19 protein-coding genes and 2 pseudogenes are annotated in these 22299 nt (G+C 42.3%); 13 read left to right on the top strand and 8 right to left on the bottom strand.

Annotation, left to right across the window (positions count from 1 at the left end; translation table 11 throughout):
• Positions 1 to 34: 34 nt before the first annotated feature.
• Positions 35 to 2140: a winged helix-turn-helix domain-containing protein gene (locus ABMY45_RS23465; protein WP_227387778.1), complete on the bottom strand. Its 2106-nt coding sequence runs from the start codon at positions 2138 to 2140 to the stop codon at positions 35 to 37.
• 99 nt (positions 2141 to 2239) lie between these two features.
• Here ABMY45_RS23465 and ABMY45_RS23460 point away from each other — a divergent pair, with 99 nt between their 5' ends.
• Positions 2240 to 4840, top strand: coding sequence for a TonB-dependent receptor (locus ABMY45_RS23460; RefSeq protein ID WP_349289569.1), 2601 nt, complete (start codon positions 2240 to 2242; stop codon positions 4838 to 4840).
• Here the strand turns inward: ABMY45_RS23460 and ABMY45_RS23455 are convergent.
• A complete protein-coding gene (locus ABMY45_RS23455) occupies positions 4823 to 5728 on the bottom strand; it encodes a LysR family transcriptional regulator (protein ID WP_095728326.1) in 906 nt (301 codons plus the stop codon). The genes ABMY45_RS23460 and ABMY45_RS23455 overlap by 18 nt on opposite strands.
• A gap of 96 nt (positions 5729 to 5824) precedes the next feature.
• Between ABMY45_RS23455 and ABMY45_RS23450 the strand changes: the two genes are divergently transcribed.
• The 3 genes from ABMY45_RS23450 (at position 5825) to ABMY45_RS23440 (ending at position 8928) form a co-directional block, all read left to right on the top strand.
• Positions 5825 to 6130, top strand: a complete 306-nt coding sequence (locus ABMY45_RS23450) for a hypothetical protein (protein ID WP_010604263.1) — start codon at positions 5825 to 5827, stop codon at positions 6128 to 6130.
• A 134-nt stretch (positions 6131 to 6264) separates the two neighbouring features.
• Positions 6265 to 8319: a S9 family peptidase gene (locus tag ABMY45_RS23445; RefSeq protein ID WP_349289568.1), complete on the top strand. Its 2055-nt coding sequence runs from the start codon at positions 6265 to 6267 to the stop codon at positions 8317 to 8319.
• 63 nt (positions 8320 to 8382) lie between these two features.
• Positions 8383 to 8928, top strand: a complete 546-nt coding sequence (locus tag ABMY45_RS23440; RefSeq protein WP_206472417.1) for a GNAT family N-acetyltransferase — start codon at positions 8383 to 8385, stop codon at positions 8926 to 8928.
• Positions 8929 to 8963: 35 nt separating this feature from the next.
• Here the strand turns inward: ABMY45_RS23440 and ABMY45_RS23435 are convergent, their stop codons facing one another.
• From ABMY45_RS23435 to ABMY45_RS23425, 3 genes are all read right to left on the bottom strand, one after another.
• Complete coding sequence (locus ABMY45_RS23435) at positions 8964 to 9215, bottom strand: TIGR03643 family protein (protein WP_010604266.1); 252 nt, start codon at positions 9213 to 9215, stop codon at positions 8964 to 8966.
• 55 nt (positions 9216 to 9270) lie between these two features.
• Entirely contained in the window at positions 9271 to 9429 is a 159-nt protein-coding gene (locus tag ABMY45_RS23430; protein WP_019647622.1) for a hypothetical protein, read from the bottom strand.
• A 78-nt stretch (positions 9430 to 9507) separates the two neighbouring features.
• Positions 9508 to 10389, bottom strand: a complete 882-nt coding sequence (locus tag ABMY45_RS23425) for a LysR family transcriptional regulator (protein ID WP_211865917.1) — start codon at positions 10387 to 10389, stop codon at positions 9508 to 9510.
• A gap of 124 nt (positions 10390 to 10513) precedes the next feature.
• Here ABMY45_RS23425 and ABMY45_RS23420 point away from each other — a divergent pair, with 124 nt between their 5' ends.
• The 9 genes and pseudogenes from ABMY45_RS23420 to ABMY45_RS23380 all read left to right on the top strand — a co-directional run bounded on the left by ABMY45_RS23420 (position 10514) and on the right by ABMY45_RS23380 (position 21218).
• A complete protein-coding gene (locus tag ABMY45_RS23420) occupies positions 10514 to 11128 on the top strand; it encodes a glutathione S-transferase family protein (RefSeq protein WP_349289567.1) in 615 nt (204 codons plus the stop codon).
• Positions 11129 to 11135: 7 nt separating this feature from the next.
• A complete protein-coding gene (locus ABMY45_RS23415) occupies positions 11136 to 11504 on the top strand; it encodes a nuclear transport factor 2 family protein (protein WP_349289566.1) in 369 nt (122 codons plus the stop codon).
• 10 nt (positions 11505 to 11514) lie between these two features.
• Positions 11515 to 11727, top strand: coding sequence for a 4-oxalocrotonate tautomerase family protein (locus tag ABMY45_RS23410; protein WP_010379330.1), 213 nt, complete (start codon positions 11515 to 11517; stop codon positions 11725 to 11727).
• Positions 11728 to 11983: 256 nt separating this feature from the next.
• A complete protein-coding gene (locus tag ABMY45_RS23405) occupies positions 11984 to 12430 on the top strand; it encodes an Hsp20 family protein (RefSeq protein ID WP_010379331.1) in 447 nt (148 codons plus the stop codon).
• A gap of 300 nt (positions 12431 to 12730) precedes the next feature.
• Entirely contained in the window at positions 12731 to 15769 is a 3039-nt protein-coding gene (locus ABMY45_RS23400; RefSeq protein ID WP_349289565.1) for an Ig-like domain-containing protein, read from the top strand.
• Between the two features lie 250 nt (positions 15770 to 16019).
• Positions 16020 to 16322, top strand: a complete 303-nt coding sequence (locus ABMY45_RS23395) for a hypothetical protein (RefSeq protein WP_349289564.1) — start codon at positions 16020 to 16022, stop codon at positions 16320 to 16322.
• Positions 16319 to 16663 carry an IS66 family insertion sequence element accessory protein TnpB gene (gene tnpB, locus ABMY45_RS23390; protein ID WP_102056525.1) on the top strand — a complete coding sequence of 115 codons (345 nt, stop codon included), beginning with the start codon at positions 16319 to 16321 and terminating at the stop codon, positions 16661 to 16663. Before ABMY45_RS23395 ends, tnpB begins: the two co-directional genes overlap by 4 nt.
• A gap of 121 nt (positions 16664 to 16784) precedes the next feature.
• A pseudogene (locus ABMY45_RS23385) lies at positions 16785 to 18179 on the top strand (IS66 family transposase); the annotation flags it as partial.
• A gap of 126 nt (positions 18180 to 18305) precedes the next feature.
• Positions 18306 to 21218 carry a hypothetical protein gene (locus ABMY45_RS23380; RefSeq protein ID WP_349289563.1) on the top strand — a complete coding sequence of 971 codons (2913 nt, stop codon included), beginning with the start codon at positions 18306 to 18308 and terminating at the stop codon, positions 21216 to 21218.
• On the opposite strand, the pseudogene ABMY45_RS23375 reads toward ABMY45_RS23380, so the two are convergent.
• The 3 genes and pseudogenes from ABMY45_RS23375 to ABMY45_RS23365 form a co-directional block, all read right to left on the bottom strand.
• Positions 21206 to 21334 (bottom strand): annotated as a pseudogene (locus tag ABMY45_RS23375) (site-specific integrase); the annotation flags it as partial. The gene ABMY45_RS23380 and the pseudogene ABMY45_RS23375 overlap by 13 nt on opposite strands.
• 474 nt (positions 21335 to 21808) lie before the next feature.
• On the bottom strand, positions 21809 to 22030 hold the full coding sequence (locus ABMY45_RS23370) for an EF-hand domain-containing protein (protein ID WP_017217565.1): 222 nt from the start codon (positions 22028 to 22030) through the stop codon (positions 21809 to 21811).
• A gap of 57 nt (positions 22031 to 22087) precedes the next feature.
• On the bottom strand, positions 22088 to 22299 hold a 212-nt coding region (locus ABMY45_RS23365), incomplete at its 5' end, for an EF-hand domain-containing protein (protein ID WP_349289562.1).

Below are 22299 nucleotides of genomic sequence, written 5' to 3'. Positions count from 1 at the left end.
TGTACCCAACCTGGGCTTCGTAACAATGATGTCTTCATCGGTCACCGTACTCCAGTAATACTATGTCACTTTCATAGTTGTTGATCCGATTGAATACTACCTGACTGCCATCAAAGCTTGATAATACCTGTAACTCGGTAAACCCCGCGTAAAGGTGTAACCCAATTGGTTGAATTTCTTCGACCTTGTTTTCACTACTTAAATAACGATAAAGCACCAATTGGTGGCCTCTTTTCAGTACAAAGTAAACCCCATCTCGATATACTGCAGGCTGATAAAGAGATAAAGACCCACGTAACTGCTCTACATCAAATGTCTCAGTGAGCGCAGTAATTAGGTATTCCCTAACTTGTTCTTTATACCCCACAAAGCTAGGGTTCTTTTGAGTAAGAGGTAAATCAGGTGAGTGCGTTACCAGAGGTTGTTGCTCACTGCGCCCTTGAGATACGGTAAATTGCCATGCCTGCCATTTTGCTTCCGCCGAGAGCTTCGCTCGATAATACAGGTTTCTACCATCCTGTGACCAATGCAAGTCGGCAATTTCGGCAAAGTTATCAACTACTTTTTTCACCTCTTTAGTAAAAGAGCTTATTAAATACACTTTGTGCGACTTTGATAATACGGCGAGATATTCGTTATTAGGCGACAGCAATAGCAAAATAGGCACTTCTCCCAGCGGCATCGTACCAAGCAAACTCGACGTTGGCCGAAAAGCATGTTTATGCCACAGCTCAAATTGTGGCGCATCGTTATTTTTGGTTGTCACCGAGGCATACACAAAATGTGCGCCATCATCAGACAATGCGGCAAGTAGGTCCATTCGAGCGGGCGACGTCAACTGCTTTTGCTGTGCTTCGCTTTGTGCGTCTACAGCAAGCTGATAAAAGTTAATTTCAGCCACGCCCTCAGTGTGCGCCGAAGCACGCAAGTTCGCATTGACATCAATCTCAGATATCGCACCAAATCCGGAGTATAATAACTGTTGCTCACGACCTTTAAGTACACTCAAGTTTTGTTTGGCGATAATAACCGTATCGTCCTCATAACCATGACTCAATGCCGAAAAAGACTGCTTGGAGAGTGTGGTGGTTTGGCTTTCAAGGTCCCCAAGTTGCCCCAGATTAAGCCGATAAACGCCCTGCTCTTTTACCTGATACAACAGCGTTTGTTGGTTAACTTGATAATGTGTTACATCGCGAATAGGCAACGCCGTGGTGTTGAGCACTTTAGGTTGATTATCCGCAAAAGTGACCGCTACAGATTGCAAATAGGTCCCAGCTTTATCCCAAGACTTAGTGATAAAATGGCCCGCTCGATATTCTAGCCAAGGCGCTGAGTCTTGTGCACTATTACAGCTGCCAAGCACGCTATCGCGCGCTAGTCGCCACATTTCTATTGGACCTTTAACGTGTAACGCCCGTACTTCACAGGAAACCGGATCCGAGCGCGAATAAATCAGCCAGTTACCATCTAAAGACCAACTTGCTGACTCTTCACTATAACCGCTGCTTTTTATCGTATGGGTTGTTTTAGTCTCAAGATCATAGACCGCCAAATCAAATTGATCGGCTCCCTCAGCTAAATAACTGTAGGCTAAATAGTTACCATTTGGAGAAAAGCGCACAAAGACTTCAGCACCCGGTGAGGACGTGATCCGAGTTGCAGTGACGGGCTGCTGTTGCAAGTCACTTTGCCACTGCTTGGTAATAAAAACGCCAAGCAAAGTCACCACAAGACCCATAAAAAACCCGAGCAGCGCAAATTGTGCGCCACGCCCACGAGACAACTCCTCTACTTGCTCAAGTAGCGTCGGGGCTTTTTCAATTTGTGCAATACATTGATAACCTAGGCGTGGTACCGTTTTAATTATTTTTGGCTCGTTTGAACTGTCACCAAGCAGCTTACGTAGCTGTACCACCAGCTGGCTAACAGAGTTATCACTGACGATAGTACCGGGCCATACGATATCTAAGATGGCATCTCTGGTAACAACCTGTCCCTTGTTAGCAATCAATAGACGTAATAATGCAGCATGTTTCGCTTCGATGCTTCTCCAAGAACCGTCAACACACACAGATAAATTGCTCAGGTCGACAAGTATCTCATTGATTAAAAAACGTTTTTCTAGGTTTTCAACCATCAACTACTAAAAATTTGTAAAACTATGGTTAGGCTCGTAATAAAAGCGTATTATGAGTATCAACTAAAGGTAACTTACTCGTATTATAAGTTGAGCACAATGTCAGAATTTCTCATCCGAACAGTTTCTTGTAGCGCATTCTTTATCACAGCTGCAAGTTATGCCGTTGAGCAAAATCAGACAGCTGAAAATACCATAGAACGCATCGAAATCCGTGCCTTCCATGACAGCGTTGTCAAGTCTCTCAGTAATAAACGTCACAATCAACAAGTTTCAGATACGATCAGTGCTGAAGACATAGGTAAGTTTCCAGATAAAAACGTCGCAGAGGCGCTGCAACGGATCACCGGTATTTCACTCTCTCGAGCACAAGGTGAAGGTGAGCGGATCGGCGTGCGAGGCACAACCCCCGAGCAAAATAGAACTTATTTGAATGGTCAATATCTCGCCTCCGCTGATTGGTGGATCTCAAGTCAGCCAAGCCGAGGCTTTAATTTTACCTTATTACCCAGTGAAATCGTCTCTAGCCTTGAGGTGTTCAAAACACCACAAGCTATGCAGGATGAAGGGTCATTAGGTGGTGCAATCAATATAAAAACCCGCGACCCTCTGCTTACGCCTTCAGGCTATGGCGTTGTAACGGCCCAGTTCCAATACAGTGACTTGAGCGATAAACTCGACCCACAATTATCTGCAATTTATAACTACCATAGCGAAAGTGGCGACTATGCTGTACTTTTTACCGCAACACGACGAGATCGCAGCCTCAGACGCGACGGCCTAGAATCGTGGGGGTGGCACGATAGAACATTATACCAAGGTGAAGGTGATACTTGGTATGCCACCCAGCAGACCCCACAAGACAAAAGCCAGACGTTGTGGTTTCCAGGAGGTGGGGGTTCCGCGATTTTTCAGCAGCAAAGAGAGTTACAAGCTTATACAGTCAATGCCGCATTTCAGCTTTCCCCACGGCTTAGGTTAAATAGTCACTTACTTTACTCTCATCTAAACGCAGACAACAACAATCAAAACTTTCTCTGGCAAAGTGCAAAGTCTATTGACCTAGGCGGCGGGGTAACCGATTTACAAGTACAAGATGGTACTTTGGTGAGCGCCCACTATTTACCCACAGCAGCGCCGTTCAATACCAGCATGGAAGCCATTTGGCGAGACTCGCAGATCAGCACTAAAAGTGCTCATCTAGACTTAGTCTATGACGGTATTTATTGGTCGAGCCAATTTCAAGTGGGTCTAAGCCACGGCTCAGGTGGCACCAAAGAAGACGTCACATCACAGTTTTCTGCTAACACCCGTTTTCATGTTGATACGTCAATGCGAAAAAACATTATCGCAAGTTATGGGGCTTCTCCGTTAGATGCGGCGAGTTGGTTTATCACCGAAGCTCGAAATGACAGCCAAGATGGCAAAGATAAATCATACTTCGCGCAAGCCGATTTTGCGTACGATATCGACTTTAAACAAGTCGACGCGATTAAATTTGGCATTAAACTCAAGGACCATCAACGGGACTTTTTGCGCTATCGCTCAAAAGATGGAGGGCTTGATGGTCTAGCCGGCGAGCTTGGCACTACACTGGCCGCCTATCCGGGCACTTTTGTGGATGATTATTTGCGCGGCGTAGGTAGTGCAAACACCTTAAAAAACTACAGTTATGCCGATATTACACTGCTCGCTAAAGACTTCGATACGCTCAATTTTGAACAAGAGATAGAAAAAGCCAGTCGTTTTCATATTACAGAAAAAACCGCCGCCGCTTACGGTCAAATGCAACTCGCTGGTGAATCCTATGCAGCCAACATTGGGGTACGGGTGGTCAAAACCTTTCAAGACTCTGCCGCATTTAAACGTGTCGCCTCCCCCATCGAAGCGCCCGATAGCTATGTTTGGCATGAAGAATCTCGGGATTACATCGATATTCTACCCAGCGCCAATATCAAGTTTGATTTAAGCGAAAGTCTGGTTGGCCGTTTTTCCGTTGCGCGCGTCATGTCACGAGCGCAATTTCACCACCTTATGCCCTCAACCAATTACAACGTGACCCAAGCTCAGGGACAAGGTGGTAACGCCAGCTTAGCTCCATATAGAGCGGCGCAGTTTGATGCCAGCCTTGAGTGGTACTTTGACGATGCAGGACTCGCCTCAATCGCCTTATTTAACAAAGATGTGGAGTCTTTTATTGAGTTTGAGCGAAAGCTTGAGCGTCATGAAGGTATTTTGATGTCTATCGATAGGCCCAGTAATGGCGCTGGCGGCAGTATCCGTGGCGTTGAACTAAGCTACCAGCAGACACTTGCGTACGGATTTGGGTTAATCGCCAATTACACCTATGTTGATGGAGAACGTGACAACGCTGACGTTGGCTTACAGGACAAAGTGCCAGGCACCTCAAAACACAGCGCTAATCTCACCGCTTACTACGAGAACCACCAATTTAGCGCACGGCTTAGCTATAATTATCGAACCCAGTTTGCCACCGGTGTAGGCGAGACCATGATGGATAACTACGGTCAGTTAGACGGCAGCCTCACGGTGAAATTAAGTGATAACCTTGATGCACAATTTGAGTTTATTAATTTAACCGACGAACAAATCTATACCTATGATCGCAATGAGTACGCACCAACAGGGGTATATGTGAATGGTCGGCGCTACTACGCGGGGCTAAGGTACCAATTCTGATTTGCATGATAATTGCGCCTGTACAAACCCTAAGAATAAATCTAGCTTTGCAGAGTGCTCTCGTTTCACTTTATATATGGCATGCAAAGTAACTTCAGGCCTATTTTGCTCGGGAAACAGCTCAACCAAAGCGCCCGAATCAATATCCCGTTGGCAGAAATAAGACGGTAGCATGGCAATCCCCAATCCTGCCAACACCGCCTCTCGAATGTGAAACCGACTGTTCGCTATCAAATTACCTTGCAAAGCATAACTTCGAGTTCCGTCATGCCAACTATCTTCAACATGATTAAGTTTTGATAACAACATGTTATGCCTACTCAGTTCGTCCAATTGCTCGGGCTTCCCATGCGCCGCCAAATAACTGGGAGCAGCAACAAAAGTCGAGTTTATATTGATTAATTTCAAGACATAAAATTGACTGTCTTTAAGTGCAGCAGAGAGCCTAAAAGCGACATCAATCTCATCTTCGATTAAATCCTGATTTGCTGCAGTAAACATCAGCTCTAACTTTATTTGTGGATAGCGCTTTTGAAAATCGATACAAATTTGGCTCAGTAGCATACGCCCTATCGTATTTGGAAAGGTTATTTTTAGATGCCCGGATTGATGCACACCAACTTGTTCAACTTCCTCTTCCAAATCGCGTAGCGCGCGAAGGATCTTTTTCCCTTTTTCATAAACCAACTTACCGGCATCAGACAATGCGAGTTTACGGGTTGTTCGATTTAAAAGTACTTGTCCATAAGACGACTCTAGCTGCGCTATCGATTTACTCACCGCTGATGTCGTGGTACCGAGCTGCTCTGCAGCTCGACTAAAGGAGTGTTGCTCAGCGACACAACATAATATTTTAAGTAAGTGAAGTTTATCGTATTCCTTTCTCATTATTTCCTCTTAGGAAAAAGTCTTTACACCAAATGAATATATATTAACTAAAAATAAAAAGTAAACTTAACTCAAAAGAAAACAAAGGACATCAACATGATCACCACGTCGTGCCACTGCGGCCAGATCCACTATCGTATTTTCACCACGACAACAGCCAACGAAATATGCACTGGTGTGCAGTTTATTCAGGCTCACGGTCTGATCGAAAATCCTTGTAAATCTCTCGAACGATTTGTGGTGCCGCATTCGAAAGCTCAAACTATTCAAGAGCATGGTTTTTGCAAACACTGTGGTGCTTCTATCTACATCATGGATGACAAAGGCAACATTTCGTATGCACTTAATCATCTAATGCCGTTTCAGGCTGATTATTCAGGCGCGCTGAATTTTGGCCTATAAAAGATAACGGTTTTGCTTTATCAGACTTAACCGACAATTAATCGCAAACATTGGTTTTTATTCTGGTGACAAGTAGAATGCCTAAAAACTTCATCTTGAAGTTACAACAAGTGAATGAAAATTTAGGATAAATAATGAAACTACTTAAGTCTGCTTTGGCTTTAGCAATGGGCTTCACCAGTGCTGCAAGCCTCGCAAGCGATACCATCACTATTGAAGACATCCCAAAGATCCAATCGGTAAGCTCAACGTCGGTGAGTCCTGACGGCGAACTCGTTGCTTTTACTCGCTCGGTACCGCGCGAGCTTTACGTTGACCAAAATGGTTCTAATTACAGTGAACTTTATGTGGTTGACGACGAAGGTGTAGAGCGCCCATTTATCACCGGTAAAGTGAGCATCTCAAGCATCTCTTGGTCGGCCGACGGTCAGTTCATTTATTTCCTAACCAAGAAAAAAGAAGACAAGCAACGCGCCCTTTATCGCATCGCGGTAAACGGTGGGGAAGCACAGAAAGTGCTTTCACTAAAAGGAACTGGGATCTCGGCTTATAGTCTAAGCCCTGATGGCAAACAGGTTGCTATCCTTGCAATGCCAGCTGCCGATAAGTCAGAAAAAGAGCTGAAAAAGCTAGGTTTTATGGCTGAAGTGTATGAACTGGGTTTAAAAAACAAACAGCTTCATATCATTGATCTTGCAGCATCAGAAAAACCGCTAACTCCAGCGGCACTGAACATCGAAGGCTATGTTAGTGAAATCAACTGGGCTGATGATGCCTCTAAATTACTGGTAAAAACCCAGCCAACAGCGCTTATTGATGACAAGTATATGAAGTCACAATGGCATGTACTTGATTCAAAAACACAACAAATTACCACTTCGTTCAAAACAGAAGGTAAGCTTGGTACCGCAGAGTTTTCTCACGATGGTAAATACATCGCGATTTTAGGCGCTGAAGACAAGCATGACCCGGCAACTGGTCGCTTATACCTTGCCGATGCACAAAGCGGCAAAGTAGAAGAGTGGATCCCAAACTTTATGGGTCACATCGGTGATTTTGAGTGGTCAAACCGCAAAAACCAGCTGACTTTTGTCGCAAACGTCGGCGCTGAGAGTTTTGTTGGCCAAATTAAAGTTGGCTCAAACAAATACAAGAAGCTTATCAAAGAAGGTAAGTTTATCGCATCGAACCTATCTATCTCTGACTCAGACAAAACCATTGCCCTACGTGCAAATACCGCTAAGCACCCAAATGAAGTGTTTGTGATCCGCTCAAGCAAGGCAACTCGTCTATCAAACTCAAACCCGTGGTTAGACAACAAACGTTTTGCAAAACAAGAGGCTATTAACTTCAAAGCCCGCGATGGCGTTGAAATTGGTGGCGTATTAATTTATCCACTTGATTACCAAGAAGGTACACGTTATCCACTGATCATGTCGGTGCACGGTGGTCCTGAAAGCCACGATAAGAATGGCTGGCTCACGAGCTATTCAGATCCGGGTCAAATGGGCGCAGCACGCGGCTATGCGGTATTCTATCCAAACTACCGTGGTTCGACAGGTAAAGGCGTTGATTACTCAAAACTTGGCCAAGGCGACTACGCAGGTAAAGAGTTTGACGACTTAGTAGATATGAAAGAATACCTAGTCAATACCGGTTTAGTAGACACTAAGCGTGTTGGTATTACTGGTGGCTCTTACGGCGGTTATGCCTCAGCTTGGGGTGCTACAAAACTAACCGAACACTTTGCAGCAAGCGTGATGTTTGTTGGGGTAACGAACCAACTATCTAAGTTTGGTACTACCGATATCTCAAACGAAATGTACTTAGTACACGCTCGCTCTTACCCTTGGGATAAGTGGCAGTGGTACCTAGAGCGCAGTCCGATTTACTGGGCTGGTCAATCAAAGACGCCATTACTCATTATGCATGGTAAAGATGACCCGCGAGTACACCCAGCACAGTCTATGGAGCTATATCGCTATATGAAAGTGCAAGGTAAAGACGTACGTCTAGTTTACTATCCAGGCGAAGGTCACGGTAACCGCAAAGCTGCGGCTCAATACGATTACAGCTTGCGCTTGATGCGCTGGATGGACAACTACCTAATCGAAGGCAAAAAAGACATGCCAGATTATGAAATTGACCACGCGGCGAAGCTAAAAGCCGTTAAAGACGCAAATAAATAAGTAAGCAAGCAGCTTATTGTTTGGGGCGCGAATTTGCGCCCTTTTTATCAAGGAAAAAAGATATTGCAATTAACTACAATCCAACTCGACACCGAGCGATTCACACTTAGACCCCTAACCTCACAAGACGCCGAAGCGCTATTTGCCATATTCTCAGACGCAGACGTCATGCGCTATTGGAACACGCCACCTTGGGAATGCCTTGAGGATGCAACGCAATTTATCAAGCAATCACATGAAGATTTGACTACGCAACAAGCGATCACACTGGCCATTGTTTCGAAAAGTGATGAAACATTAATTGGTAAATGTTTACTTTTTAGCTGGGATAAAGAGTCACGTCGCGCCGAAATTGGCTTTGGTATTGCCAAATCTCACTGGGGGCAAGGTGTCATTCAAGAAGCGGGCTCTGCACTCATTAACTATGCTTTTTCAACACTGCAGTTGAGGCGTATTGAAGCTGAAATTGATCCCGCTAATATCGGCTCAGCCAAAGTGCTAACAAAACTTGGATTTACTAAAGAAGGTCACTTACGTGCTCGCTGGGAAATTGCTGGTGAAGTCTCAGACTCTGCACTATTCGGCTTACTTGCAAGCGACCTTCAATAAAGCAAAGACTAATACCCAAAGGTTTAGATAACGCGTTACCTTTGTTTGTATTGGGTTTTGCAATATCCGCGATTGACCGCTTTGCTTCTAAGTTTAATATGCTTAGTGTTACGGCCATTTACTCGTTGCCGCCATAGCCTAAAACTGCTGGGTTTTAGGCTACAACGCATCAATTTGATCACTTCAGGTTCACTAAGCTCAAACTGTCGTTCGATAGCTTCAAATGGCGTCCTATCCTCCCACGCCATTTCAATGATCCTGGAAATTTCTGAGTCACTAAATTGCACTTGCTTAACCTTCCCCTAATTAAAAGCAAAGATACGTAGCGAGTAGCTCATTAGATTAAAAATACTTACGTCCAATCAATATTCCCATCGCAATGCCGATAGGTAAGGTGTACATGATTTGCCCAGATGCAACGCCCACGGCTGTGCCAATTCCTGCGCCGATAGCCAGCCCCAGACCTATTTTTCGATTGGCATTTTGTTTATCACATTTCATTGATTGTTCCATCATTTAAGCCAGTAGTTAATGTGGCAAAGTAATGAAGAAATGTAAACCACCTTATTTGCTTAACAATCAGTGCCCGTCACGCTTAAACCAAGCCTGTAAAAACTCGATACATTGAAGTACCGCGGCTGGCACAAATTGGCGTGCGGGATACAGTGCATATAAGGCTAGCGTTGGCTTGTCAGCGTGCTGCAAAATACTGACTATCTCACCCTTTTCAAGTGCTTCTCTACAGGCAAATTCAGGTAAAACCCCTATTCCCAAATGGCTTTTAATTGCCTGCAACATAAAAAGGACATTGTTCACTTTAAGGGAGCCTTTTATTCGCACACCTTCGTCTAATGGCCATAAGTTCCTGCGTTTTGAATAGCTGTATTCAAAACAATTATGATGAATTAAATCTGGTGCTGATTCGATAGCAGGGTGACTCGCTAAATATTGTGGTGAGGCGCATACATGATAGCTAAATTGAGTAATTTCTTTTCCTATATAACTTGAGTCAAACGGACGACTGGAAGCCCGAAAACCTAAATCGAATCCCTGTTCTACTAAGTCGATATCCTCATCTCCTAAATGTATTTCAAGGTCGACATCGGGATACGCTTGCATAAAATCGGCGAACATTGCTGCCAAGTCAGTGATCCCAAGCACCATTGGCACATTCACCTTTAGCTTACCTTTTGGTGCTTGCTGCGACTCTTGTATGAAGGTGTCTGCATCCTCTAACTTATTGAGAATATCCTTAGCACGTTGTAAATAGCCTTCTCCCACATGCGTGAGCTGCAAATTGCGCGTGGTGCGATGTATAAGCCGCGCACCAAGCTCAGCTTCTAGTCGGCTGATCTCCTTGCTGATCATGGATTTGGATGTATTATATTGCTCTGCAACACGAGTAAAACTGCGTACCTCAGCCAGTTTTACAAACATTTCTATCGCTCGTAGCTTATTCATACTTTCCTTGATTATTGTTTCCACTATGTGAACTCTTGGTTCTCATTGTAGCTATATATCAAACAACATCTAGTTTATACACTGAGCTTGTCTTTTAGCCAAGAAGCAAATGAGGAAAACCATTATGTATACGTTATATTACTTACCAGGTGCTTGTGCGCTAGCAACGCAAGTCATATTAAGAGAATTAAAACAACCCTTCGAACTGGTTGACAAACGCGGTGTTGATAACTTTTTAGCCATTAACCCAACAGGTAAAATCCCGGTTCTTAACGATGGCGAAAACTGCTTAGTAGAAGGCGCTGCAATCCTACTTTATCTACTCAATAAACACGAAAATAACCTTCTTCCTCAAGCTGATATTCTTCAAAAGCAACAAGCGATAGAAAACATTCTGTTTGCCAATGCTACTATGCACCCGGCTTACAATCGTCTGTTTTTTGCCACAGGCGCAATCGCTGATGAGCATGCACGCCAGCCATTTTTAGAAGCGGCAGCGGTTGCCATCAACGAATTATGGGTGTTAGTCGAGAAAAAGTTAGCGCAGCAATCATTTTTAGGCGGCGATCAGGTTTCCACTGCGGATATCATGCTGGCTGTATATGCGCGTTGGGGCACCTATTTTCCAGTCGACATTGTCATTCCAGAAAAAGTCAGCAAAATGTTAGCTGCAGTTGAGGCAAGGCCCAGCTTTATCGCCTCGATAGCAGCTGAACAAGCACACAGTACAGACGCATGAGCTTAATATGACTAAGCCTATTTTCAAACTACAGGATTTAGACAAAGTAACTGCGGTTATTCAACAATATTTTGACGGGCTACACCAAGGAGATATTAAAAAGTTGGATGCAGTTTTCCACGTTGACGCGGTGCTCAAAGCTCCAGGAATGAGGCGCACCAAATCACAGTGGCTAGATTTGGTTTCATCTCGACAAACGCCCGAAAGCCAAGGCGCTGCTTTTAATTACCGTATTTTGTCGGTGGATGTTGTAAACCATCAAGCAATGGTCAAGCTGTATTGCCCACTGTTTGAACATCACTATATCGACTTTATTGGTTTACTTAAAGAAGATGGACAATGGCGTATCGTCAACAAAATGTATGATGATCTGTAGGAGATAACCAATGCCAATCATCAATATTAAAATCACGAAGGAAGGCGTTACACCTGCTCAGAAGCAAGCCTTAATAAAAGGTGCAACTCAGCTTATGGTGGATGTCCTTGATAAAGCGCCACAAGTTACTTTTGTTGTTATAGAAGAAGTTGAAACTGACGACTGGGGAATAGGGTTTGATCAAGTCTCTATGTTGAGACAGCAAAACTTAAGTCCTAAATAGCGCAATAAAAAAGAGGCATCAGATGGTGCTTCTTTACCTGCAAAGACAATTTTCTTGAAAAAGAATCTTATAAAATTCAGGTAAATAAAAACTTTTTTAAAAAAGTTTCTTGAAAAATATTTGCCTCGTCCATAGATAGTATTGTGAGGACGCCGACAGGGTCCCAACCTAAACTAAGTAAATGTTTTATATGCTATTTATTGGCTTTAATTGAAGCAATAAATAGCTTAATTATCGCTTTATGAGGATACAAATTATGCGTACAGTAGACCTATCTCCACTTTATCGTTCATTCATCGGTTTTGACCATTTAGCACAGTTAATGGATGCAGCATCACGCAACGAAAAGCAACCAAGCTTTCCGCCATATAACATCGAAGCCACCGGTGAAGACAAATACCAAATTACCATGGCTGTTGCCGGATTTACCGAGCAAGAGCTTAGCCTTGAGTCAGAAAACAATACTCTGACAGTGAAAGGCGAAAAGCAAAACAAAGAAGACAAAGCTGAGCGTAAATTTATCCATCAAGGCATCGCAGAGCGTAACTTTGAGCGTAAATTTCAACTTGGCGATCACGTCAAAGTGATTGGCGCAGGACTTGAAAACGGCCTGTTAGTCATCGACCTTGAGCGCGAAATTCCAGAAGCACTCAAGCCGAGAAAGATTGAAATTGGCAAAGGCAATCTCATCGAAAATAAATAATCGATTGAGATCACTTCCCCCTGTTTTTACATGATGTCACGTTTCCAAGTCGCCCTCGGGCGACTTTTCTGTAAAAAATGTATGAGCTGGCGGTGTAAAGCAACCCTAAAAACAAGCAAACGTAGTGTCGTAACATACTTATTTTTTAAGAGCTGTTAAAAAGGCAACATTCACTTTCTCCGTTACCTTCCCCAATTCAGTTACAGATCAAAGTAAACTATGCTAACCTACCTTCTACTACCTAATCAAAGTACTTCAGTATCAAAGTACTTTGATACTTTAATAGTTTAAAGGAATAGCATGAAATTTTTCATCACGTCAACACTTCTCACCTTGCTATTAGCAACCCAACAATCACAGGCTTACGTCGAGAAGATAAAGCATTTCTCAAGCTTTAGAGATTTGAGCAATATAAGAATCATCGATGTTGATAATGATAATAAAAAAGACATCGTTACAATGATTAATAACGACAAGCAACGATTGTATATTGTAAATATACCTTCTGAAAATGAAGGTATAGAAACAACACTGACTGATTCAATAAAGCTCGAGAGCGACAATGAATCAATAGATTCTTTCGAAATTTATTATGATAGGCGATCTGATAATCACTTTGCTGTTGTTATAAGTAAGACACAAAACGTACACCTTCTCAATTTAACTGCTAGAAAATATGTAAAAGCGCTCCCAAATGTAACCGCTGAGATCGTTAAATTTAAAGACATAGATAACGATGGTGACGTCGAAATCATGCTGATAAATGAAAGCAGTATGTCTACACTCGATATGCACACACTAGAAACCAAAGCGCACTACAACTTACCACACTATGAATTTGTTGTTGGGAAGTTTACCAATCATCTGTTCAATGAAATGCTGACGTGGGACGGTAAAATCTACCGGATTCAAGATAATGAAATAAATCAAGTTGGTACGCTTGCAGTAACAGGCACCTATTTATTTACTAAAGATATAAACGGTGATGGAACAGATGAAGTAGTTAATAGGGACTGTACTATAGACGTAAAAAACGGCAGCGTTATTTGGCCTGTAGGAAATTCTCTAGAAAGTTGTAAGCAGGAGCCTGGCTATTCAAAGTATGGTCGTTCATCAACGTTCAACAACACTTTATATCAACTTAATGCGGAAGTTTTTAGCGGTCGCGGTTACCCCTATGCTTTAGATTTAAAATACTATAACTACCTAACTCGAGAAAAAGAGGTTATCGGTAAAAATTTCACAGAAGGAGGTGGAGATTATCAACCTAAAGTCTATCACCATATCTATAGCTATTTGGACTTGTATGGTGATGAGAAAAAAGAAAAGATTGAGCAAAAGACTAAACTTCACGTCGAAGAAGTTTTATTTGGTGAAATAACTGAACTGGGATTCAATGGTGATGTGTATTTAGCAAAGCAGAACAACAAACTAAGAATTATTGATAGACATAATACGGTTGCTGGTATCAATGATATAAAATGGCAGCCAGACTACATCAAAGTCACCAGTACAACATTGAAAAATATATCCCCATTTACTCAAAATGAATCATGGTCAAAAGAAGTCGCAAACAATCTCAACTATTATACTGCAACAGACCTTGAAAAGGTGTCAGTAATTCCTTTTGCTAAAAATAGCAACGATAAAATAGTGTATCAGATCGATGATAGGATGCTTAACAAAAAAAAGAGCTATATATTGAACATGGATGGATCTAACCACATCGAAGAGCCCATTATTGGCAGTTTCGAATTTTTGGGTGATATTGATGGTGATGGTACTCCTGAATATCTCCACCACGAAGGATTTTACTATCTCAATATATCAGAACCATTCGAAATCAAAGACTTTAATAGTGACGTGGCTAAATATAGCATTTCACGGGTTGTTGAGCCCACTCACGCACCAGGGTTAATACGGTCAATAGCATTAATAGACTTTGATGGTGATGGTGTTAAAGAGTTAGTATTCGAACATAAAAATCGAGCGACAATCTATAATCTTGTTCAATACAGCCACTCATCACTGGACCTCGGCGATCTTAAATCACTCTACACGTTTACCAATAACGCGATAGAAAAGCTTTACGGGACGACGCAAAATGGCACTTTGCAGTCCATTTCTGCACAAGGAAGCAAACAAGAAATCACGACCTTATGTGCATCGTCGAAATTAATTGATATCGAGCAACACCTTGACGGCCAACTCCATATTACCTGTGAAAATGAATTGGGTACCTTTAATTTGACTAGCCAACAATATAGTAAGCTGGTAAGCCTTGATATGGTCGCAACCCATGCAGATATTAAAATAATTGGTCAGGATACTTATTGGCTAGTACGACATGATAATGGCAGAGAATTATATAAAATTTCAGAAAGTACTGAGCTGCCTTTTCAGCTGAGTGCAGCTGAGTTTAATACCAACAAATTTACCCCCGTGAATTTTGCCTTATTAGATGAAAAAGATGCTTTTAACTATCGCTTTTATATTTCTAAAGCACCGAGCAAAGGCAATATCTCTTTCTCAGATAGAGCGCTGGGTCATTTCAACTATACACCCACAACAGGCGAAGTCGGACTAGACCAGTTTGAACTTTCCATGACTGTTGGAGGAAAAACTACCGAAAGCGTCTTAATCTCTATTAATATTGAAGGAACTCCACTTATTTTTGAATCTAGTTCACTTTCTGCCCACTGGCGTACTCCGCTTAATGGCACATTGTCATTATCAGGCATAGACGAAAATACTGTTCTTCAGTTCGGAGTGACTAGCGCACCTGCTTCAGGTGAGTTTGTCTTCAGTAATACAGCAACGGGTGAATTTACATATACACCATCGACTTCAACGTTAGAGCCTGCAATGCTTACCGTGAATGTGAGTAATGAACATGGTCTACACATTGAGAAAGTCATCACTGTAAACCATACGAATACGACGCCGCAGGCACCGCCAGTCGAGTTCGAGGTCAACCAGTCTGGAATGATTAATGTCACGCTTTTAGCTCAGGATGCTGATTCAGACCCGCTTATTTACGAATTGGTATCACAACCAAATAAAGGTGTGGTCGAGATAAACCGTAATACGGGGCTGATGTCTTATACCCCAGAAAATGATGCTACTTATGAAGTAAACTTTCAGTATCGAGTGTTTGATGGCGTGAGTTATTCAGAGCCAAGCAATGTTACCCTTAATGTCGACACGACAAAAGCTGACGACAACAAAGACAATACTGATAAAGAGCAACCAAAGAGCAAGAGTGGCGGAAGTATGCCCGTTTACTTACTGTCTCTGCTATTGCTAGCAGGGTTCGTCCGCAAGTTGAGGTTTAGCTAGACTGCTCCCAACCCAACATTGTAATAATCAGTTTTTACTCTTGGATCAATATACTTGATCCAAGAGTAAACACACGGTCGCCCTAAATTTTTCAACCGCTGAACCTAAAAGCTTAAATAAGCAAGAAATGATTAATGATTTAAATTCAGCTAAGTAAACCGGAAGAGCGTAAGCGTCGCCAGAACCACACCTAGCTACTGAATACGCTCAGCCTATAAAGTACAGCTCTGACCTCAATTCGGAGCTGACCATGCCTAAACACAAAACCGCAGAGCAATGGCTGAAACTTATCGAACAACAGGAACTCAGTGGTTTGTCTGTCACTGGCTTCTGCACGCAGCACAACCTTAGTACCAAGTCTTTTTATAATCGCCGAAGTAAACTTCGCACTAAAAAACCACCTGAGTCATCTTTTATTGCCGCTAAGCCTGCTGCATCTGAGTCCGTTTCTCTACCTGAGTTGTTACAGCTCAAGCATGGTCAGAATACGGTGTTGTTGCCATCAAACACAGATGCCCTGTGGTTGGCTGCACTGCTCAGGGCGCTGTCTTGATCTGCTGGCACAATGAGTCTGTTTACTTGCACCGCCAGCCAGTAGACTTTCGTAAATCCATCAATGGCCTCTCGGCGATTGTTGAGCAAGAAATGGCAGCACACGCGATGAGCGGTCAGGTGTTTGCGTTTTGCAATAAAAACAAGGACAAGCTGAAGGTGTTATATTGGGATAAAACCGGCTTTGCCTTGTGGTACAAGCGCCTTGAAAAAGACAAGTTTAAATGGCCCGACAAAGAAGACGATGACGTCATTACACTCAGCGCCGAACAATGGCAGTGGTTATTGTCTGGCTTATCGGTCATTGCCCACAAGCCGCTCAGCTATGGTTATAACGTATGATCATAACAGGGGTTTTTAGATCACGAATTAATCTAAGCTATTAATTTAAAAACAGTTACTCTGTTGATACAGTAGACTGCATGAAAGAAATGAATAAACTGCCTGATGATCCTCAGCAGTTGAAGCAAGACTGGCCCAGCAAAAACGCTTCGGGGCCAGCAGTGAGTCGCACCCTGCACAAGCTGACTTGTTCAATGAAGCCGAAACGCTGGTTGAAGCAGCACCTGAGCAAGACGTGGAAACCATCGAATATCAGCGCAAAAAGCCGACACGTCAGCCACTGCCAAAAGATCTGCCCCGCGAACGTGTTGTGCATGACATCGACAACAAACAATGTGACTGCTGTGGCGATGAGCTGCACAAAATGGGCGAGGATGTGAGCGAAAAGCTGGAGTTTATCCCGGCCCAGGTCAAAGTCATCGAACATGTCAGACCAAAATACAGCTGCCGGCACTGTGAAAAAACACAAACCCGGGTTGAGATAAAACAAGCCCCAGTCCCACCGAGCCCGGTCCCGAAAGGTATTGCCACGGCCAGTTTGCTGAGTCAGATCATCACCAGTAAATATCAATATGGCTTACCGCTGTATCGGCAGGAAAGCCTGTTCAAACAATATGGTATCGCACTGAGCAGGCAGACCATGGCGGATTGGGTGATCCGCTGTGCCAGTTTATTCAAGCCGCTCTATGACAGGCTGCACGAAGTGTTGCTACAGCAACCGGTACTGCACGGCGATGAAACCACGGTTAAAGTGGTGAAAGAAGACAAACAGACCAGTTACATGTGGCTGTATTGCAGCGGCACGGATTCGCCTGTGGCTGAGGCAAACATCCCTAATATCGCCCTGTTCGACTATCAGAATAGTCGTGCGGGTCGCTGTCCTGTGGCATTTTTGCAGGGCTACAACGGCTATCTGCAAGTTGACGGTTATGTGGGCTATGAGCAAACGCAGGCGACACTGGTTGGTTGCTGGGCGCACGCAAGACGCAAGTTCAAAGAAGCCGCAGATACGCAGGCCAAGGGTAAAACTGGTAAAGCGAACTGGGCGCTCAACCATATTCAAAAGTTATATCGAGTTGAGACTGCAAACAAAACAGCAAGCGCAGAGGAGCGGCAGGCTGCACGGGTACAACAAAGCGCACCGCTGCTGGCCCAGTTTAAAACCTGGTTAGATAAATCAGCACAAACGGTGGTACCAAAATCGAAGCTGGGCGAGGCCGTCCACTATACGCTAAGGCAGTGGCCGAAACTCATTCGCTACCTCGATGACGGACATCTAAAGATAGACAACAACCGGGCAGAGCGCGCTATCAAACCGTTCGTCATAGGGCGAAAGAACTGGCTGTTTAGCTTCACCACAAGTGGCGCTGAGAGTAGCGCAATCCTCTACAGCGTGATCGAAACAGCCAGAGCAAACGGCCACACCCCATTCGATTATGTGATGTATTGCTTAAACGAATTAGCCCAGCCACAGTGCGATATCGACAGCTTACTGCCCTGGCATGTTAGCCTCTAGGTGTAGTTAGCCGTACGCTTACCTTATAACTAGGGGATAAAGTTAGACAAAGTACCATCTAAGCAATATTCTATTTATTTCATTTGGTTAATGTTAACTTGGGACAAATTTTATGAGGGAATTAATATGGGAAGTCTGATTAGGAATAGATTGGAGGAGCTTTGTAGCAAAGATCCTGGTTTAAACGTACTATGGGCGCAGTGGATTTTCGATGAAAAATTAGTATCTAAGGCGCTACAAAATATTAGTCAAACATTTCCCCATTACAGCATCCATGATGACTCTCATTCAAATCAGATAATAACCAATATAGAGCGGTTATTAGGTGAAGAGAACATTTGTTTATTATCCGCAACAGATCTCTGGTTGATCTTAGAGTCGGCTTATTATCACGATATTGGAATGGTTGTGCCATTTGACGAGATAGAAGCTGACTGGGAAAGCGACGGCTTTCAGGAGTTTATTCGTGAAGTTCAAGTGGATGATAGTCATGAGCTCAATGAAATAGCAGTAAAATATTCGGATAAAAAATTTGTTGATTCAATGAAGGCAGCTTCATCTCTAGTTACTGTTTGTTACGAAGTAAAGTTGTTACAAGCGGAATTTTATCGGAAAAAACATGCAAGTAGATCTGAAGTAATAGCCATTAATCCTTTCAAAGAAATTAGTCTTACCTCTCCCCGTAATGAGTTATTGCCAGCTAGGCTTTTTAAAATATTAGGAAAAGTCTCATCTCACCACGGTTTGAGCTTCGAAGATGTGATGAAATTACCCAAGATGCAAGTAGGAGTTGGCAATGATGAAATGCATCCTAGATATATTGCTTGCTTGCTCAGATTGGGAGATTTGCTTGATTTAGATAACAATCGATTTTGCCCTGTTATGCAAAGGACAGCCGGATGTTTACCAAAGAGTACAAAAGCTCATATGGATAAACACATGGCAATTGAAGAGTTTGTCCTTAACACAAACAGAATAGATGTATTCGCAAATTGTGAAACTTATGAAGGGTATAACGCTACAGCAAGTTGGTTCCAGTATTTGAAGGAAGAAATAAGTAAACAAATGATGAATTGGGATGAAATTGTCCCAAATAAAAAGATGGGGTTGTTACCTACGGTTGGAAACCTTGACATTAAGTTAAAAGATTATGAGATATTAGATGGTAATCATGTCCCTAGATTTGAAGTTGACAGTGAAAAAATGCTCGACCTTATGCAAGGGGCTGGTCTATACAAAGATTCATTTCAGTCGATCAGAGAGTTACTTCAAAACGCAGTAGATGCAACGCTTTTGAGAATATGGTGCGAAAATTCGTTGAGCCAACAAAGCAATACTATAGACCTTACAACACCCTCCGAGAAAACAGCACATTATATTAAAACTAACTATTTCATCGAGGTTGAAATTAAATTGGCTGAAGAACGCGACGAAAGCGTACTTTGGAAAGTTGTAATTCGAGATAGGGGGGTTGGCTTCGATAAAGGTAGTATCAAGTATCTTCAGAAAATGGGGTCATCATCAAGAAATATTCAAAAACACAAGCTAATTGATGAAATGCCATCCTGGTTAAAGCCTTCAGGGGCGTTCGGCATCGGTCTTCACAGTATATTTATGCTTACAGATAAAATAGAACTTAAAACCAAAGGATTTTTCGATGAAGAAGCGTTTGAACTTGTGTTGGAAAACCCATCTAATGACGGACGCGGAAATATTTTTATCAGAAATATAGATAAAAAATATTCGCAGCAGGTAGGTACAGAATTGTCCTTTACTTATCAATCGCCTAAAGTGCCCGGAGGGTTTAGGTATTCGGCAGATAACAAACGTATTATTTCAGAAATGGAGTCATTTGACCTTACAAAATCTAATAGCTTGCATATTGACACGTTAAATATCATTCATGAAGTGAAATCTTTTTTTAAGCAAAGTCCTGTTTCGGGCGTGTTGAATTTTAACAATCAAGAACACATCTATGATGAAGGCGTTCTTAAAGATGATTTTTTTGAAAGTGGCGGTATCGGTGTTGAGTTGTTAAATGTAAGCTCTGATGATGAATTTCAATCTCCTATATTATTTAAAGGGCAAAAATTAGAAACTAGTATTGAAACAGCCTTTCTTGCATTCCGCTTTGATCTTCACGACTATAAAGCTACTGATATATTGGAAATAAATCGTAATAAAATTAAGAACAAAGCACAAGAAAGAGTGTTTGAAGATATCTATAAGGCGGCCGTTGAATTTGTATTAATTAATCAAGAGATCTGCCTATCAAAAGGAGCGAGCGATGATCTAGTGTCTGCATTTTTGATAAATGCACATTTAGAGTATAAAGATCAAAACTTTTTAAGTAATGCTCCTAAGGCGGTTCCAGATCTCACCTTCTCACAGGAGGATGACGTTAAAACTGCGGATATTATCAGCTGGGATCAGGTGACTCTTAAATATAGGAAAGAGTCTGATCAAGCTAAACGGGAAAGGCAGGGACTACCTTGGTTTGAAGTAGATAAAGACAATAAAGTTATACTGACAAAGCTATATACTCGGTCACCAGTATTTAATATCTTCACAGAATACTTGCTCCCTAAGCATTTCCCAGGTGTAGAACTTGATTATTCAGATCAAATAGAAAATGAAATGGTCGATTCTGAACTATCAATTACATATCGAAAAAGCGATACATGCATTTATAATGATTCAATATATAGAAAAATCAATGAAATATGCAAAAGCGGATATTTAAGATGGGCCAGAATGGTTTGTATTTGTCCCACAGAATTTAAGGAACTTCAAGTCAAAAAAAATAGCCTGACATATGCAGATTATTTTGAAAACTTTATACATCGATCTAAGTACGTTTCTCATAGAGAACGGATGGTTCTCCCTTTTACTCAAGGAGATGACACCAAAATACAGTTAGAAAATCTCGTTGAGTGGGTGTATGAAAATAGACTTGATTCTAATACGACAAAAGAGTCAATTATTGCAGCATATGAACGTTTTATGAGTAAATATAATGAGATAAATTATCCTAAGTAACATTCTGTAATATCGGCTCTAAAATGTCCCATCTCTTGTGAAACGGTCTTCAAGGCCGTTTCATATCTAAACCCTAATCTTTTAAGCTCAACCATCCGCTCTTGGGCATAACTATGTAAGCGTCGCCTGAACCACACCTAGCTACTGAATACGCTCAGCCTATAAAGTACAGCTCTGATCTCAATTCGGAGCTGAACATGCCTAAACACAAAACCGCAGAGCAATGTAAGCTTACGGAAGAGACTGAAAAACAAACAAAAAAAGCTTGGCTATTAAGCCAAGCTTTGGGTGCGGTGCGAATAACCGCCTTACTCTTACCGACTATGATCCTTCACTTTACTTCCCTAATGACATCCAAACTCTCAATTTGGAGCTCAAAGATTCTGATAGCGATGCCTCGCTGTAAGTATTCCTTTATACCAGTTTGTTTAAACTTGCCCGAAAAAAGGCGCTTAGTTGAACAAATCAGTAATGTTGCCAAATAACTCAACAATAATCATAATCTTTGAACTCTATTCCCTACTCCCTGACATCAGTTCCTTTTCCTCTGTCACTCCCTTGCGCAGGTAAATCTACTTCTCCAGCTCTAATTAGCCTTTAAAGTTTGCGAATTCTGTTTCGCTTAGCTCGCCGTTTGCATCAACATCTAGCGCTTTAAATTGCTCTGCAAGTGCAGTGTGTGCTTGTGCTTCACTCATGCTGATTGTGCCGCTTTGGTCTGTATCTAGCGCTGCGAAGTCTTCACCCGCCATTGCATTAACAGACGCGAAAGATAAACCTGTGATTGAAAGTGCAATTAGTACGTTTTTCATCATTTATTCCTCAAAAATTTAAATACTGTTCGTTTTATAAAATTGGAGGGCTACTGTTTAGCCTTTAAAGTTTGCGAATTCTGTTTCGCTTAGCTCGCCGTTTGCATCAACGTCTAGTTCTTTAAATTGCTCTGCAAGTGCAGTATGCGCTTGTGCTTCACTCATGCTGATTGTGCCGCTTTGATCTGTATCTAGCGCTGCGAAGTCTTCACCCGCCATTGCATTAACAGACGCGAAAGATAAACCTGTGATTGAAAGTGCAATTAGTA

It is taken from the genome of Pseudoalteromonas sp. XMcav11-Q (genome assembly GCF_040104525.1).
Lineage (GTDB): Bacteria > Pseudomonadota > Gammaproteobacteria > Enterobacterales > Alteromonadaceae > Pseudoalteromonas.
The sequence above is the reverse complement of the archived record's forward strand: the minus strand, read 5'-3'. Positions and strand labels throughout refer to the sequence as shown.